Source organism: Bradyrhizobium cedriense (assembly GCF_054602315.1).
In genome coordinates this window covers 89,990-105,776 of sequence record NZ_JBTSWB010000001.1, presented here as the reverse complement: position 1 = coordinate 105,776, position 15,787 = coordinate 89,990, and the positions used below count along the sequence as shown (strand labels likewise).

At 63.6% G+C, this 15,787-nt stretch carries 14 protein-coding genes and 1 pseudogene; all 15 read right to left on the bottom strand.

The genetic code is table 11. From position 1 onward, the window contains the following. Positions 1-216: 216 nt before the first annotated feature. The 15 genes and pseudogenes from ACYCVF_RS00520 to ACYCVF_RS00450 all read right to left on the bottom strand — a co-directional run bounded on the left by ACYCVF_RS00520 (position 217) and on the right by ACYCVF_RS00450 (position 15,770). The gene (locus ACYCVF_RS00520; protein WP_459596568.1) at positions 217-513 is read right to left on the bottom strand and encodes a HypC/HybG/HupF family hydrogenase formation chaperone; all 297 of its coding nucleotides are present in this window, start codon (positions 511-513) and stop codon (positions 217-219) included. Between the two features lie 26 nt (positions 514-539). After that, positions 540-1,121, bottom strand: a complete 582-nt coding sequence (locus tag ACYCVF_RS00515) for a HyaD/HybD family hydrogenase maturation endopeptidase (RefSeq protein WP_459596567.1) — start codon at positions 1,119-1,121, stop codon at positions 540-542. A gap of 14 nt (positions 1,122-1,135) precedes the next feature. After that, positions 1,136-1,879 (bottom strand): Ni/Fe-hydrogenase, b-type cytochrome subunit, encoded by a 744-nt coding sequence (gene cybH / locus ACYCVF_RS00510; RefSeq protein WP_459596566.1) that lies wholly within the window; start codon positions 1,877-1,879, stop codon positions 1,136-1,138. Positions 1,880-1,888: 9 nt separating this feature from the next. Next, positions 1,889-3,679 (bottom strand): nickel-dependent hydrogenase large subunit, encoded by a 1,791-nt coding sequence (locus ACYCVF_RS00505; RefSeq protein WP_459596565.1) that lies wholly within the window; start codon positions 3,677-3,679, stop codon positions 1,889-1,891. 29 nt (positions 3,680-3,708) lie between these two features. After that, entirely contained in the window at positions 3,709-4,800 is a 1,092-nt protein-coding gene (locus ACYCVF_RS00500) for a hydrogenase small subunit (RefSeq protein WP_194392650.1), read from the bottom strand. 197 nt (positions 4,801-4,997) lie between these two features. Further along, positions 4,998-6,437: a nickel-dependent hydrogenase large subunit gene (locus ACYCVF_RS00495; RefSeq protein WP_459596564.1), complete on the bottom strand. Its 1,440-nt coding sequence runs from the start codon at positions 6,435-6,437 to the stop codon at positions 4,998-5,000. Then, positions 6,434-7,450 carry an NADH-quinone oxidoreductase subunit B family protein gene (locus ACYCVF_RS00490; protein WP_459596563.1) on the bottom strand — a complete coding sequence of 339 codons (1,017 nt, stop codon included), beginning with the start codon at positions 7,448-7,450 and terminating at the stop codon, positions 6,434-6,436. The genes ACYCVF_RS00495 and ACYCVF_RS00490 overlap by 4 nt, the downstream gene beginning before the upstream one ends. A gap of 67 nt (positions 7,451-7,517) precedes the next feature. Continuing rightward, positions 7,518-8,837 carry a DUF3422 domain-containing protein gene (locus tag ACYCVF_RS00485; protein WP_459596562.1) on the bottom strand — a complete coding sequence of 440 codons (1,320 nt, stop codon included), beginning with the start codon at positions 8,835-8,837 and terminating at the stop codon, positions 7,518-7,520. Positions 8,838-8,867: 30 nt separating this feature from the next. Next, positions 8,868-9,332, bottom strand: a pseudogene (locus ACYCVF_RS00480) (TonB-dependent receptor); the annotation flags it as partial. Positions 9,333-9,578: 246 nt separating this feature from the next. After that, positions 9,579-10,046, bottom strand: coding sequence for a hypothetical protein (locus tag ACYCVF_RS00475; protein ID WP_459596561.1), 468 nt, complete (start codon positions 10,044-10,046; stop codon positions 9,579-9,581). After that, entirely contained in the window at positions 10,030-10,944 is a 915-nt protein-coding gene (locus ACYCVF_RS00470; RefSeq protein ID WP_459596560.1) for a DUF2950 domain-containing protein, read from the bottom strand. Before ACYCVF_RS00470 ends, ACYCVF_RS00475 begins: the two co-directional genes overlap by 17 nt. Beyond that, positions 10,941-12,596 (bottom strand): DUF3300 domain-containing protein, encoded by a 1,656-nt coding sequence (locus ACYCVF_RS00465; protein ID WP_459597929.1) that lies wholly within the window; start codon positions 12,594-12,596, stop codon positions 10,941-10,943. The genes ACYCVF_RS00470 and ACYCVF_RS00465 overlap by 4 nt, the downstream gene beginning before the upstream one ends. A gap of 127 nt (positions 12,597-12,723) precedes the next feature. Beyond that, the gene (locus ACYCVF_RS00460) at positions 12,724-14,607 is read right to left on the bottom strand and encodes a sensor histidine kinase (protein WP_459596559.1); all 1,884 of its coding nucleotides are present in this window, start codon (positions 14,605-14,607) and stop codon (positions 12,724-12,726) included. A 93-nt stretch (positions 14,608-14,700) separates the two neighbouring features. Further along, positions 14,701-14,982, bottom strand: a complete 282-nt coding sequence (locus ACYCVF_RS00455) for a hypothetical protein (protein ID WP_459596558.1) — start codon at positions 14,980-14,982, stop codon at positions 14,701-14,703. Further along, on the bottom strand, positions 14,979-15,770 hold the full coding sequence (locus tag ACYCVF_RS00450; RefSeq protein ID WP_459596557.1) for a DUF2092 domain-containing protein: 792 nt from the start codon (positions 15,768-15,770) through the stop codon (positions 14,979-14,981). Before ACYCVF_RS00450 ends, ACYCVF_RS00455 begins: the two co-directional genes overlap by 4 nt. Positions 15,771-15,787: the final 17 nt, after the last annotated feature.

Here is a 15,787-nt window from a genome sequence, read left to right as displayed (position 1 = left end):
GAGGTTAGCAAGGCACGTGCCAGGATTGGTTATCACCTGTCCGGATTTATCCCATTGATCCAGATCATTTATTTCCTGGCACCGCCTGTAAAACCAAGCTTCGATGGAAAGATACTTGCCCTATCTGGTGAGAGCTCGCTTTACATGTAGAAAGTGACCTTCCAGGCGCACGGCGGCTGCCTGGTAACGCATCCATCGGGAGAAGCAGCGGCGGTGCTAGCCGGACCGGAGGTGCTCGGGTAGTTGCGGCTCGCGGTCGATGAGGTCGGCGAAGAAGCGGTCGCAATCCTCGCCGTCGAGCGCCGCGCTGAGACCTTCGATCGCATTCGCGATGAGGCGTGCCTCGTCCTCGTCCAGCAGCCGGATCGCGGTGTCGATATAGACCAGCACCTTGGCGCCGACCGGCGGATTCGAGAGCAGCAGCACCGAGACTCGACGCTGCTCGCCGCGATACGCGCACAGCGCCGAGATTCCGTCGGTCTCGACAATCGTCATGGGCAGGCCGAGGCACATGGGCAGATCTCCGGTAGTGTGGCCGATCAGGCCGGCCGCGTCTCGTAATGGAGATGATCGATGTCATTGGCGAGCAGCCGCTCGGTATCCGCCAATGGCGCGGCGCGTTGGCTCACCGTGACGCCCCATTCGGCCAAGATGGCGCAAGCGAGATTGATCGCCGGCGCGATCTGGTCGCGCACCGGCGGCGTCAGCGGTCCGCCCCAGTCTTCGAGATCGAGCGGCTGGCAGCCGATCAGCACCAGATGTTTCGGGCAACGGCCGAGCAGGTCGGCCGCACTGATCACTTCCTGGAAGCCGGTCTGGTGCAGGCTCATCTTCTTGGCTCCGGTGAAACGCGGCACCTCGTCGTCACGCACGAGCTTCAACTGGCCGGGCTCGAGGCCATAGTCGATCGCGTCGAACACGATCAGCCGGTCCGCCTCTTCCAGATAGTTGACGAGATAGAGCCCCTGCGTGCCGCCATCGAGGATGGTGACATTGTCCGGCACGGCGTAGCAGCGATGAAACTCCTCCACCGCGCGCACGCCGAACCCTTCGTCGGCCCACAGGATATTGCCGATGCCGAGCACCAGAATGCGATCGTCTTGCGAGAATTCCGGCGTCACTTGGCGGCCCCGTCTCAGTCGCGGAATTGCCGTTCGCCAGAGATCATCGAGGAGATGATGCTCTGGCGCGACATGATGTCTTCGCGGATCGCGGCGTAGATGTGCACCGTCACGAACACGACCAGCGCCCACATGCCGAGATGATGCCAGGTATGAACGTCCTGGCTATTCGGCCATATCGCAAACACCCAGCCGAACAGCTTGTACTGCCAGCTATCTATGCCCTGACCTTCCGAATAGAGCGCAAAGCCGGTGACGATCATGAAGGCCACGAACAGCGTGAAGCCCGTGAACATCGCGGTCTGCGCCAGCGGATTGTGGCCGACATACATCTTCGGCTCGCGCTCCAGAAACGCGTACCAGCGGATTTCGTGCAGCACTTCCTTCCAGAACTGCTTGCGGTGAACCGGGATGTAGAAGATCTGCCGGGAGTGGTGATTGCCGACGAACGCCCACAGGATGCGCGTGAGGAAGAATACCGCGAGCACCTGCCCCGCGGCAAAATGGGCGAAGCGGATGTAGCCCATCACGAAATGGTCGGACGCCTCGCCCGCGACCGTCGGCAACGGCGTTCCGATCAGATAGCCGGTCACCATCAGCACGATGATCGAAAACGCGTTCACCCAGTGACAGATCCGTACCGGAGCTTCGTAGACATAGACGGTGGGACGACCCACCGCACGTTCTCCGGAAGCATCGGCTGCGATCGCCGCGAGGTCGGGCCTGGCGTCCGAGGCGGGAGCAACTGCGTCCATCATGATCCTCTCCTACCTGACCTTGACCTTGGCGAGTTCCTGGCCGTCCGGGCTCATGACGTGCGTCGAACAGGCCAGGCACGGATCGAAGGAATGGATGGTGCGCAGGATCTCCAGCGGCTGCTCGGGATTGACCATCGGCGTGTTCATCAGCGACGCCTCGAAGGCGCCGATATTTCCCTTGGGATCGCGCGGCGAGCCGTTCCAGGTCGTCGGCACCACGCACTGGTAGTTGTCGATCTTGGTGTCCTTGATCTTGACCCAATGCGCGAGCGCGCCGCGCGGCGCCTCAGTGAAGCCGACCCCCTTGGCCTCCTTCGGCCAACTTTCCGGCTTCCACTTGTCGACATTGGCGGTCGAGCTGTCGCCGGCCTTGATGTTGGCGACGAGCTTGTCCTGGAAGTAGCGCATCTGGCGTCCGGCCCAGACGGATTCGAGCGCACGCGCCGCCGTGCGGCCGAGCGTCGAGAACAGCGCCGACATCGGCAGGTTCAGATCCCGCAGGAACTTGTCGACGGGATCCTTGAACTCCGCCTTGTTTTGCGCGTACCCGACGACCCAGCGCGCCAGCGGACCGACCTCCATGGCGTGCCCCTTCCAGCGAGGCGCCTTGATCCAGGAGTATTTGCCGCCTTCGTCGAGCTGCTCGATCGCCGTCTTGGTCCCCTTCGCGTTGGGTCCCAGCACGTAGTTCGGCTCGGTGACGCCGTCCCAGGGATGCAGCCCCTTGGTCTCGTCGGGATATTTGTACCAGGAGTGCACCACGAACTCCTGGATCTCGTCGGGATTGGCGTGATCGACCGGAAGCACCTCGGACAGGTTGCCGTTGATAATGGCGCCGCGCGGCAGCTTCAGGCTCTTGGCGGAATAGTCGTTGGCGTATTCCGGCACATCGCCATACGAGAGCACGCTCTGGCTCGAAAGGCCGCCGCCATAGAGCCAATCCTTGTAGAATGAGCCGATCGCGGCAACGTCGGGCAGATAGACCATTTCGTTGAACTCGATCAGACGGTCGATGATCGAGGAGATCAGGTTCAGCCGTTCCATGTTGATGGCGCCGACTGCGCCGGTGCCGTCGACATTGATCGGACAAGGCACGCCGCCGACGAGCCAGTTGGGATGCGGGTTCTTGCCGCCGAAGATGGTGTGAACCTTGACGATCTCCTTCTGGAAATCGAGCGCTTCCAGATAATGCGCCACCGCCATCAGATTGGCTTCGGGCGGCAGCCTGTATGCCTTGCTGCCCCAATAGCCATTCTTGAACGGACCGAGTTGTCCGGACTCGACGAACTTCTTCAGCCGGGTCTGCAGATCCTTGAAGTAGCCGGGCGACGACAGCGGCCAGCTCGAGATCGACTGCGCCAGCGTCGAGGTCGCCCGCGGATCGGCCGAGAGCGCGGAAACGACGTCGACCCAGTCCAGCGCGTGAAGGTGATAGAAATGGACGACGTGGTCGTGCACCTGCAGGGCAAGCTGCATCAGGTTGCGGATCGAATTGGCGTTCTCCGGGATGGTGATCCCGAGGGCGTTCTCGACCGCGCGCACCGAGGTCAGCGCGTGCGTGCCGGTGCAGACGCCGCAGATCCGTTCAGTGAACGCCCAGGCGTCGCGCGGATCGCGGTTCTTCAGGATCACCTCGATGCCGCGCCACATCGTGCCGGTCGAGACTGCGTTGCGGATGACGTTGTCGGCGTCGACATTGACCTCGACCCGCATGTGGCCTTCGATACGCGTCACCGGGTCCACGACGATGCGCTTGCCGGAATTGTCGAGATTGAAGCCGTTGGGAGTCTGGATACCCATGATTGTCCTGCCCTGCTGTGTCTTTTCGATCAGCTATTGTGGTCGGCGTCTTCGCGCTTGGTCGCGAGCCGCTTGACGGCGGTGACAGCCGCATGCGCAGCCACCGCGGCGCCGACGGCGCCGGCCGCCACCATGCCGATCTGATCGGCGTTCTTCTCGATGCCGAACTGCTTGATGTTGGTGAGACGATCGTAGAACGACCCCTTGTCCCAGAAGCCGTCCTCCGAGCAGCCGATGCAGCCGTGACCCGACTGGATCGGGAAGGACACGCCGCCGTTCCAGCGCACGGTCGAACAGGCGTTGTAGGTGGTCGGCCCCTTGCAGCCCATCTTGTAGAGGCAATAGCCCTTGCGCGCGGACTCGTCGTCCCACTCCTCGACGAACTGCCCCGCGTCGAAGTGCGGGCGCCGGTAGCACTTGTCATGAATGCGCTGCGAGTAGAACATCTTCGGCCGGCCCTGGCGATCAAGCTCGGGCAGCTTGCCGAAGGTGGTGATGAAGGTGACGACGCCGGTCATCACCTCGGCGATCGGGGGGCATCCGGGCACCTTGATGATGGGCTTGTTGGTGATCACCTTGTCGATCGGAGTTGCCTGTGTCGGATTTGGCTTTGCCGCCTGCACGCAGCCCCAGGACGCGCAGGCGCCCCAGGCGATGATCGCCATCGCGTCCTCGGCCATCATCTTCAGTTTCTCGACGAACGGCTTGCCGCCGTCGATGCAGAACATCCCGCCTTCGTTCAGCGGCGGATTGCCTTCCACCGCGAGGATATACTGGCCTTTGTGCTTGGCGCGGGTCTCCTCGAGGATGGCTTCGGCCTGATGGCCCGCAGCCGCCATGATGGTGTCGTCGTAGTCGAGCGAGATCATCGACAGCACCGCATCCTTGACCAGCGGATGCGCGGAGCGGATGAAGCTCTCCGAACAGCAGGTGCATTCGAGGCCGTGCATCCAGATCACGGGAACGCGCGGCTTGGTCTCGAGCGCGTTCGCGATGCGACTCGCCGCCAGCGGCCCGAGGCCGAGGCTCGTCGCCGTCAGGCTGCAGAATTTATGAAAGCTCCGACGCGTGATGCCTTGCCGCCTGATCACGCTGTAAAACGTTTCCGTCGCCGCGCCCATGAATCCTCCCGCCTTCGCTTTGACTTTTCGATGACGCAAAGGACAGCAAGAAGCAGGCCAACGACCTGGAGCGATTCAAAACTGGAGAGATTCCAAAACGTTGCGGATTTGAACCACTTTCATGAGCGGTACGAGAGGACGCCGCCAACACGAAAAGCGGAAACAATTCGATTTGCAGCCGGCAACGAAGTTTCCGGTCAATGCGCGGTGCACACCATGCACGGATCGAACGAGCGCACGATGTGCTGGATCGCCACCGCGCGCGGCCCGGCGTCGCCGACATCGGTGCCGACCAGCGCCTGCTCCAGTGGACCGCCGACATCGAACGAATCGCGCGGCGAGAAATTCCAGGTCGTCGGCGCGATGATCTGGTAGCGTTCGATCTTGCCGTCGCGCACCGCCATCCAGTGCCCGAGACTGCCGCGGGCGGCCTCGACCAATCCGACACAGCTTCCGTCTGGCAACTCGCGCGAATTCTGGCAGAACGGCTCCGACAGCCGCAGCGCGCGCGTCCACTGCTCCATGGCAAGCGCGATGCGCGCGGTCTCGATCAGCCGCGCGATCACGCGGCTGCGCACGTTGGTGCCGTCCCGCGCAACCAGATCCGTGATCAGTGCCTGGCCCGCCACCGTCTGCCGCGCGATCGCACCGACCTCGATCGGTTGGCCCGACAGCCGCGGCGCCTTGCACCAGCTGTAGGCCGCCGGCTTGTCCGGATCCGGTGCCGTGCTGCTATGGGCGGGATCCGCAGAGGAATTCCGCATCCAGGCATGCGAGACGTCCTCGGTGATCTGCGTCAGCGGCAGTGGTTCGACGATTGCGCGGGGGCCGAACAGGCCGCGCGGAAACAACTCGCCGTCGACACCATGATAGGCGCCGTAGCTCATCATCAGCCCCGTCCCCCGGCCGAGCCCGGTCAATGCCAGACTGTCCGCAAGCCGCAGGAAATGTGCGAAGTCGCCGCCGCGGCCATCGCGCCAGCCGTCCAGTTCGTCGGCGGTTGCGATCGCCAGCACGTTCTCCAGCGAGTCCGCGAAGACGATGCGCTCCAGGAAGGCTCGAAACGCCGTCGTGATCGACAAGAGCCGGATCCGCTCGCCCAGATCGATGGCGCGCGTGGTGCCGCCGGGCTGGAACGCCAGGCTGTGCGGCCATTTTCCGGCAATGATGCCCATGGTCTCGAGCAGCCGCGCTCGCGCCGGCAAGGCATCGCGCGCCGCGCTGCCGCGGGTGGCGGCAAAGCGCTCGCGTGTCTCCTCGTGCCAGCCATGGGCGGCATAGGCCTCACGGGCAAAGTCCGGCATGAAGAAGATGTAGAAATGGGTCAGATGGTCGGCCGCGTTCTCCGCGGCATGGGCGATGTTGGTGGCGAGCAACCCGTTTGGCGCCGCCTCGATCGACATGGCGGCGCGCAGGGCGGCCGCAGCCGCCACCGATTGCGAGACCGAACAGATGCCGCAGATCCGCGGCGCCAGCACCAGCGCATCGAGGGGCGGCCGACCTTCCAGGATCTGCTCGAAACCTCGGTAGAGCGGCGCCGTCACCTCGGCGCGCACGACGCGGCCACTCTCGACATCGAGGCGGACTTCGAGATCGCCCTCGACGCGGTTGAACGGGCCTATCGTGATCCGAGTCATGGCTTGCCCTTCGTCGTCGCGCGACCCGGCGGCACGACCACATGGTCGGCGGTCGCGTTCAGCCGCACGCGGCGCGGCGTCGCGGACTTCGACAACGCGGCGAGCGCGACGAACCACGCCTTCGGCATGTCGGTCGGAAGCCCGACCGGAATGCCCGCGAGCTTGGCTGTCTCCAGAAAATTCTGCGCTCCTTCGAAGCCCGGCGAGGTACAGGCGATGCAGGCATAGCCGCCCTTGGTGCATGAGCCGCCGCCGTTCCAGGCGCGCTGGTTGCAGTCGCCCACCGCCTGCGTCGCCTTGCAGCCGAGATGCTCCATGAGACAGCCACGCTCCGACATGGTCTCGGCGCTGGCCTTGAACTCGTAGAACTCGTTGCGCGAGCAGCCGTGATGGGCAAGGTGATTGGCGACGAATTTGGGCCGCCCGTAGGAATCGAGGTCGGCGGCGGCAAGATCCCTGGTGGTCAGCGCCACGATGGTTTCCATCATCCAGCCTGGGTGCGGCGCGCAACCCGCCACGTTGATGACGGGAAGACCGAGCCGCGAGCGGAAGCCCGCGCCCAGCGCACCGCCGCTGTCGGACCCTTCGAATTGCAAGCCGACCGCATCGGTCGGGTTCGATCCGGCAGCCGGAACGCCGCCATAGGCCGCACAGCTTCCGACCGCGATCACATAGTCGGCGCGCGGCGCAAGATCGAGCATCCAGCGATAGACCGAACGGTTGGTGCCCGCGAGCATGTTGAAGCGGCCGGTGTCGTTCGGCCCCCGCGCCACTGATCCTTCCAGCAGGAGCAGGTCGAGCCGCACCTTGCCGTCGAGCACGGACTGCAGCACCTCGATCGCCTCTTCGCCGGTTTCTTCGCTGACCGACGGATGCCATAGCAAGTTGATGCCGAACTGCCTGAGCTCGTCGAACCAGCCGGAGGCGCCGCTTTCGAGGATCGACATCGTGCAGCCGCCGCAACTGGCACCCTGCAACCAGAGCACGTTGGTCATTCCGTTCGATCCGCTCATGGCTTCTCCCCAGCCTCCAAGCATCGGCCGCTCGTAGCACACCAGCACGGCTTTGGCTTGAAGTAACTCAATCTTGCCTGGCCGACGTCCCACCGTCATGCTTCAAATGCCGCCTGCGGATCCGGTGCGTGACGATCCAGGTGACGCCGATGGCGACCGGCACGAAGAGCGCAGTCGCGAGCGACGGCTCGACATGCAGGCCGCCGTCATGCGCGCCCTTGGCAAGATAGCCGAACAGGCTGACGACGTAATAGCCGATCGCCGCCACCGACAGCCCCTCGACCGTGCTTTGCAGGCGCAACTGCAGCTTGGTACGCTCGTTCATCGAGCGCAAGAGGTCGCGGTTCTGCTCCTCGAGTTCGACGTCGACGCGGGTGCGCAGGAGGTCGGCGGCACGCGCAAGCTTGATCGACAAAGTCGCCTGACGCTCCTCCAGGGCGGCGCAGGTCCGCATTGCGGGCGCCATCCGACGGGCGAGAAATGACGACCAGGTCGGATAGTTTGCGATCTCGCCGCCTTCGACCACCCCGAGTCGAGCCTGCACGATATCGTAATAAGCCCGGCTGGCCCCAAATCTGAAGAGGCTGCCGGCGGCGCCGCGCTCGAGCGAGGCGGCGAGCGCAGTCAGCTCGGTCAACAGATGATTGTTGAGCTTGAAGTCTGCCGCGCCCTGCATCTCCTCGAGCACCTCGACCAGCCTCCGTCCAATGTGATCGGCAGATGGTGCGAGCGCGAGCGCAGCCGGTAAGCCGAGCAGCGCCAGCGTGCGATATGTCTCGATCTCAAGCACGCGCTGCACCAGTGCGCCCAAACGGCCTGGAGACAGACCGTTATTGCAGACCAGGATACGCACGAAGCCCTGCTCGTCGACCCGGAAGTCGGAAGCGACCACCGCCGGGCCGCTTCGTACGTTGACCATGGCCAGGCTGCCTTTCTCGAACAGCTGCTCGGCGCGTTCGACCGCGGCAGACGTCTCCTCGACCTCGAGCTTGAGTGCGACCAGTAATTGGCCGGTCTGAGGAAGCGACCCGATCAGCGCAGCAAGCTCGTCATCCACATCACCGAACGGTCGCGAGGCGCCCGCATGATTTCTGATCCAGGTGAAGGTCGTGAACTCGGAATGTTGCTCCCAGCGCAAAGTGACGGTTCCGACCGTTGCTTGATGGTGTTTTGCAGATGCATCCGGCGTTGTCAGTCCATGTGCGGCGCAAAAGGCGGCAAAGCTCTGCCGGTCAGCGGCAGCCGTATCGCCCTGGTTGAGAAACGCAAAGCGCAGCACGGCGAGCGGTCCGGTCAGCCGAGTGAACGGGCGCGCATGGACTTCGCTCAACACCGCGCCCCGCTGCGGATGCAACTGAAAGCAGGCGAGGTCTAGACCAGAGTTCATCGGCGGATCATCTGCTTTTCGCTGCACAGCCTATTTCTCCTGGAACGTGCCAGCCACGCTCAAGCGGAACGCCAGCGGCTCGGCCGGGTGCATTACATAGTCCATCATGCCGTTCTGACAAACCGCGGTCGGCGCGCCGCCGGCGGCGCAGTGATTGTAGAGCATATCGGTCCTGAGCAAGGAACCATGGGCATGGTGATCCGGTTCGTCCTGCTGTCGAAGAGATTGAGTATGTCGAGCTGGATGCGCCAGTCGTTGTCGGTGCGGTAGCCAAGGGATTCGTTGAAGACGCTGGTCGCCGGTGAACGGAACGCACTATCCTCGGCCAACGGACACGACGCCAGATAACGCCAGCGCAAGGCTCCGAAACCGGCCGGCCTTCTCGCCGAGCACGACGACGGCTGATGCAACCATCGCCGGCGCATTCGGAATGTAGCTGCCGGGTGCGTTGCCAATCTGCGCCTGGGGATAGCCAGCCAGAGAGGCATAGACCTCCGGCAACCGCCGTGCCGAGGCGCCTTGTCTTGGACCCAAGCTTTTGTCCTACGAAAAGAATTGGCCTTGCCGGCACTCTTGAGGCTCTGAGCTCACGATGCGCAGCCCTGGAAACCAACTAAGCAAGAGCGCAAACATAGTTTGATGCTGGATCGCGGAAGGCTCGCATCGTAGCTGGCCAGCAGGACGGCCCGATCACGGGCAATCCACTGGCGCGTGAATACTTGGTTGAGTCGATGCGCAGACTCACTTCAGAGAAATCGTGACCCGACTGAGATTGGCGGCGAACTCCACCCCCGCCTTTGGTCCCTGCAGCACCATCGTGACGCCCTTCTCATTCCGCAGATGGACGCCATTGACGCCGCCGACCAGAGCGGCGCCGCCACCGACAGAAGCGTAGGTGCCGGCAAAGTCGCCGATGTCGCGAATGCCCGAGGCCCAGCCATCGAGCCGTCCGACCGTCGCGCCGGCGGTGATGCCCAGGCTGACGCCAGAAATCCGGAAAGGATAGTTGCGGCCACGATAGGTCAGGACGCCGCTGCCGGCCCCGCCACCGACGAGCAGACCCGCCTTGACGATCTTGACTCGCACCTGGCCGGACGCCTGGGCAAGCGACGGCGTCACCGGCACTGAGACTGCCAGGAGCACCAGCGCCGCCAGGCGAAAGAGGAACGCGCGCCGTGCAAGGCGGATGTGGTCACGGCTTTGCAGCATCGACCTTCTTCCAGGTCTGGTCGGGATCGAACAGCGTGGTGCGAGGGGCGACGAATTCCGTGCGTTTGCCGAGATCCTTCTGGTAGACGGTGCCGGCGTGATTGACGAGGAAGGTCATGACGCCTGAATTTCCGTATTCCGCGGGCCAGGCGATCAACGCGAAGCCGCCGATCATCTTGCCCTTGACGACGTAGTTGAGCGCGCCGCCCGGCGCATCGGACCCCTGGCCCTTGAGGATGCGGAAATAATAGCCGTGATACGGCGCCGGCTTCTCACCGGCCTTGTAGCCTTCGGCCGAGGCCTGTGCCGCCAGCACGCCAAGCGGGCTCGGGTCGCTGTCGTCCCACCAGAACAACCCATCCTTCTTGCCGGCCGTAGAGACAATGCGTTGCGCGTAGACGCCTACGCCCTCGCCGCGATCCTTGTCGGCATATTCGCTCTGCGCATCGACATAGGCGAGACAAGTCTGGATCGCATCGAGCTCGTTGCGGCCGATACGGCGACGAAGCACCTCGATGCGTCCCTCGTCGGTGTCGAACTCCCAGCCCGTTCTGGTGTTGACGAGCGGAATCGGAAACGGGAAGTCCTCCGGTCCCAGCATCAGCGTGGCCTTCGTGTTGCCCTCCGCCTTGATCGCGTGCTTGGAGTCATACATGGAGACGAAGCGTGCACGAATATCGGCATCGGCGACCTCGTCTCCGGACGAGACGATGTCGACCGCAGATCTGCCGAGGACTTTCAGGATCTCACGCGGACCGCTCTTGACCGCGGCAGCCAGCGCGGACGCCGCCTGCTCCGGCGTCTGATAGGATTGCTGTGCCAGGCTCGCGGTGCTCATCAGGGCGAGCGCCATGACGCACGGCAAAGCGGCGCGACGACATGATCTCAGGCCGATCATCGCGTCACCTCCGCCGGGATCGTTGCGCCGGCGGCGAGCCAGTCGCGGTAGGTGCGGAATTTCAGGCCGAGCTTCTCGTAATGGACCCGCAGATACCCGTCGCTGCCGCGCAGGACGGCGTTCGGCATGACCTGTTCGACCTCCTGCGCCATGACGCCGACATAGGCTTTATCGCTGCCGATATAGCTGAAGCGATAGTAGCCGAGCCCATTGCCGAGATGGCCCAGCAGCACGACATCATGCTTCAGCGCGATGTCGGAACGACGGCCGCCGCCGCCGCCACCACCTCCGCGTCCGCCTCCACCGCCGCCTCCGCCGCGCATTGCTGCACCGCCGCCACCTCCGCGGCCGGCCATGCTCGGCGCACCACCTCCGCCGCGCGGAGCCGCACTCGCCATGCTCGATCGCCCGCGGTTCGACGCCGCAGCCGCAGCCTTGCCCGAAGACACGTTCATGGCGCCGCCGCGATTGCCACCGCCGCTACTCCGGTTCGCCGCTTTTGCGCGGTCTCCGCCGCCCTTGGCGCGGTCATTGCCCTTCTTGGCGCGATCGCCACCGGCCTTGGCACGATCTCCGCCGCCCTTGGCCCGGTCGGCCGAGCCCGCGCGGTCGCCGTCGCGGCTTCCGGCGCGATCCGCGCCGCCAGCCCGATCACCTGCCCGGTCTCCTGCCCGGTCTCCCGCACGCTCGCCCGCGCCCTGGCCGGGCTTCAACACCTGCTGCCCGTCGCGGCCGCGGAAATCCATCCGGTCCGCCGCGCCCGCGTTCAGGCTGTTGTTGCCAAAGCGCTGCGATACGTTCGCATTGTTGTAGCGCACGCCCTGACGATGCGTCGGATTATGTTGCCAGCCAGCGTTGATGTTGGTGGCCCGGTGATTGACGTAGACGTTGCGATTGCCCCAATTGCAGCCGCCGCCCCAATAATTGCCCCAGCGTCCGATCGCCCAGGCCGTGCCGAACGCGAGACCTGCGGCGACTACGCCGGCGCCGATATATGACGGGTATCCGAAGTAGTAGGGAGGATATTCCACATAGGGCCACGATCCGTAGACCGTCGCAGGATCATAATACGGAACGTAGATCGTCTCTGGATCCGCGGACTGAATCACGACGACCTGCTTGTTCTCCTGGGTTTGGACGCTGACCTTCTGCTGCTTCGTCGTCACCAGCTTCTTGTTGTCGTAAGCCTTGGTGCGCAGGCGCTGGATCGCGTCCATCACGTCCGGCTGCTGGGCGAGGAAGGCATCGCCCAGATTCTTGGTCCACTCGATCTTGTCGCTCATCATGGCGAGAACGTCCGCCGTGCTCGCGAGCGCCTTGACACTGTCGTCCCAGGACTGCTTGTCGACCTCAATCTTCAATGCATCGCCCTTCAGCGACTTGCGCTCCTTCAGCCATCGGTCTGCCTGCACCACCTCCAGCGGGTAGGTGGAAGCGGCCAGCACGTTTGCGAGCAGATCGTCCGGGTAGAGAGCGATCGGTGCAACGAGCGCCTCCAGCTGCTCGGGCTTCAGCAACTCCGCGGTCGGAGCGGCTGGGCTCGGCGGTTGCACCGCCGCGGCCGCCGGCTTGTCGGGCGTCTGCGCAAAAGCTGAGACGGGTGTCGCCATGAACAGCATGAGCGCAACCAGGATCTTGCCGCTGCGAAACATTACGTTCTCCATTGACGAGGCGACCGTCAGCATCGGCGACGCACTCAGGTCTTCGTTGACAAAGATCAAGGAAAGCTCCCGCATGCCGTTTGCTGCGATGCATCAGTCGGCAGTTCGGCGACCGAGATCAATGCACGAGCGGCAGCCGGATCGTGAACAGCGCACCGCCCGATGTCTGGTTCTCGGCGAACATCGTGCCGCCGTGGGCTTCAACGATGGTCCTGACGATCGCAAGGCCCATGCCCATGCCGTGCGGCTTGGTGGTGAAGAATGGGTTGAAGATGTTCTTCACGTCGGCGGGAGCAATCCCCGGCCCGCTGTCGGCGATCCGGATCTCGGCGAACGCGTCGGACCGGCCCGTTGCCACATTGATCTCTCGCTCCGTCGCACCGGCCTGCGAGATCGCATCGATCGCATTGATGATCAGGTTGAGAATGACCTGCTGAAGCTGAATGGGATCGCCCTTCACCCGCAATACGCTGGTGGATGGCGCAAATTTCAGGGCAATCCGGCGCCCGTCGCTCACAGCGGACAACAGCCTGATCGTCTCCCCCACCGTGTCATTGAGATCGATCTTGGCGATCTCGAACGGCGTCTTTTTCAGGATGCTGCGCAGCCTGCGGATCACCTCGCTGGCCCGCTGGTCGTCCCGTCTGATGTCGGCGAGAATTTCTCCGATTTCCGCCAGATTGGGCGACTCACTCTTCAACATCAGCTCCGCCGTCTCGGTGTTCGTCAGGATCGACCCCAAGGGTTGGTTCAGCTCGTGGGCGATCGACGTGGTCAGCTCGCCTGCCGCCGCATACCGGTTGACGTGGGCCAGTTCAGCAAGACGCTGTCGCGACTCGACCTCGGCTACAAGCCGCCGGCGTCGCTCGTAAAGCAAGCCGCTGATCAGACCCGTCTGGATCAGGATGACGGAGGCGATCACCGCGATCTGCCAGCGATACGTCTCCCAGATTCCCGCCTGGCGAAACAGGACCTCGCTTCCAGCGGGCAGGTCGCTCTCGCTGATGCCCCAACGCTGCATTTCGCGCCAGTCGTATTTCGGAGACCCGAGCTGGAGGGGCTCGAACTTGATCGCGCCTGGTCTGTCGCCGGCCAGGATGCGGATCACGGCATCGGCCGTCTTCGTGGTGGTCGCGCTGATCGAATGCATTGGGCCGCCGACCGTATAGCCGTTGAAAAACGCCTCCTGGTAGGAAAATATCGGAGCATTTGCGACGGCGCGAAGACGGCGCAAGGCCAGATCGCTTTCATGAATGATCCCGGTTCCGTCGACGGACATCAAGCCCCAGAACAGCACCGTGTGCGGCGGAAGCACCGATGCTCTCTTCAGAATTTCGTCGAAGGACAATTCGTTGTACCAGACGAACGCCACGCGGTCCTCGAAAGCCGCCGTCTCGCGTTTGATCTCGTTGAACCAGAACTGTTCCAGGCGAGAGGCTCCGATTACGACAGCGATTGTCTTCGTGCCCGGCAGGACTTTGAGGACGCTGTCGAAGACAGCCGTGAAGTCGTTCTGGACCGAGATCACGGTGTCGTTGTCGGTCAAGTCCGCGCGATTCACCAGCCGCTGTTCGACCACGGTCAGGACCATCGGCGCATCGGGAAAGAGCTGGTCGCGATACTTCTGAGCAAAGCGAGCAGCCGGGGCCCCGACGCTCACAACGACATCCGGGGGTACGCCCGCATAAAGTGAGCGGAGGTAATCCACGAACGGCTCTTCCGGCCCGGGATTGTTGAACCTTGCCGTCAGCAGCGTGTGCTCCTGGACATCCAGCGACCACGGCGCCTTCTGCTCCAGCGCGGCTTTGATGCTCAGCGCATACTCGCTCCACGGACGAAAGTCCCGCCCGAAAGAATGCAGCAACAGAATCCGCTTAGGTTCGCTGCGATCGGCGCCGACCGCCGATCCGGAGAGCATCACCAGAAGGGCCATCAGGCATACGGCAAGACAGGCGGACCCGCCGGACCAGACGGCTGCAGCGATGGGGAGGCGTCCGCTCATGCTCTTCTTCGCCTGCTGCGATGATCGGCTCTCATCCCAGCACAATTGGAGCCCGGCCGCACGGCGGAAACGACTCGCCCCAGGCAGGTTTGCTCAGCAGCGCGTCACGACCCGCCCGTAGGCATCCACGACCTGCACGCAGGAGGAGCCATAGTAGGCACCGGCAGCTCCTACCGCTCCCACCGCAACCGCGCGGCGTGTAGTTCTCCGGGCAACACCGGCATAGCTCATGGGCGTCAAGGGGCGCCCGACCCTCGCCTGGGCCTCGGCAAAGAAGGCTCCTTCGATGAGGCTGCCGGTTTCATTGCAGGACAAGCCGGCCGCAAAGGCCGCCACGGCTGCGGCGGACAGAGCGATTTTTCGCAATGCGATCATTTCTTTGCTCCTGTCGGTGTACCAGGGGGAAGCTCGTCGAACTCTGCAATTACGGCGCTCTCCAGATCGACCTTGGTGGTTCCCGCCGGCGCAACGAACGCGAAGGCCGCGGCGTCCAGGGCATCGGTCTTCCAGCCCTTGATCCGGAGCGTATATTGCGGCGCACCAGCCATCGTTTTGCTGGTGATGACGTATTTGTGCGGCACGGGCTTGGCGCCGCTTTCGATCCATATCTGCCAGTCGGTGTCTGGCGTGCGGAATGCGAGATGCTCGCACTCGATGCCGTCGACCACCCCTTGCCCGATATGCTTGCCTTCGATGACCGTGGCCATCAGTTCGTCGAACACATTGGAGAGCAGGAGGTCGGCGCCCGGCATGCCGGCTCCTGAGCGCGCCTGAAGAGCATCGATCATCTTGTCGATGGTCCCGGGCGCGTCTGCCTGGACATAACTCTTGGCGTTGTTGCCGTAGATCGAAATCATCTTGCCGTCATAGACCAGCTCGACATCGGAATAGCCGCCGGTGCGCCTGACCCGCAGCTTGTCCGGGCGGCTCATCTTGATCTCGCCGGAGCTCGCAAACTGAATCTTCTGGAGTTCGGGCGTGATGATCTCGATGTCGCTGTCGAAGGATGCGGACAGCGTCTTCTGACCGGCGAGATGGTCCGACATCAACTTCAGAATCTTTGCCGGATCGTCCGCGTGCGCCTGGACGCCAAAAGCTGCCACAACCGTGGCAGCTCCGAGCGTCGCGTAGATCGATTTGTGAACACGTCTCGTGGATGTCATGTCTATCCTCCCGGGGA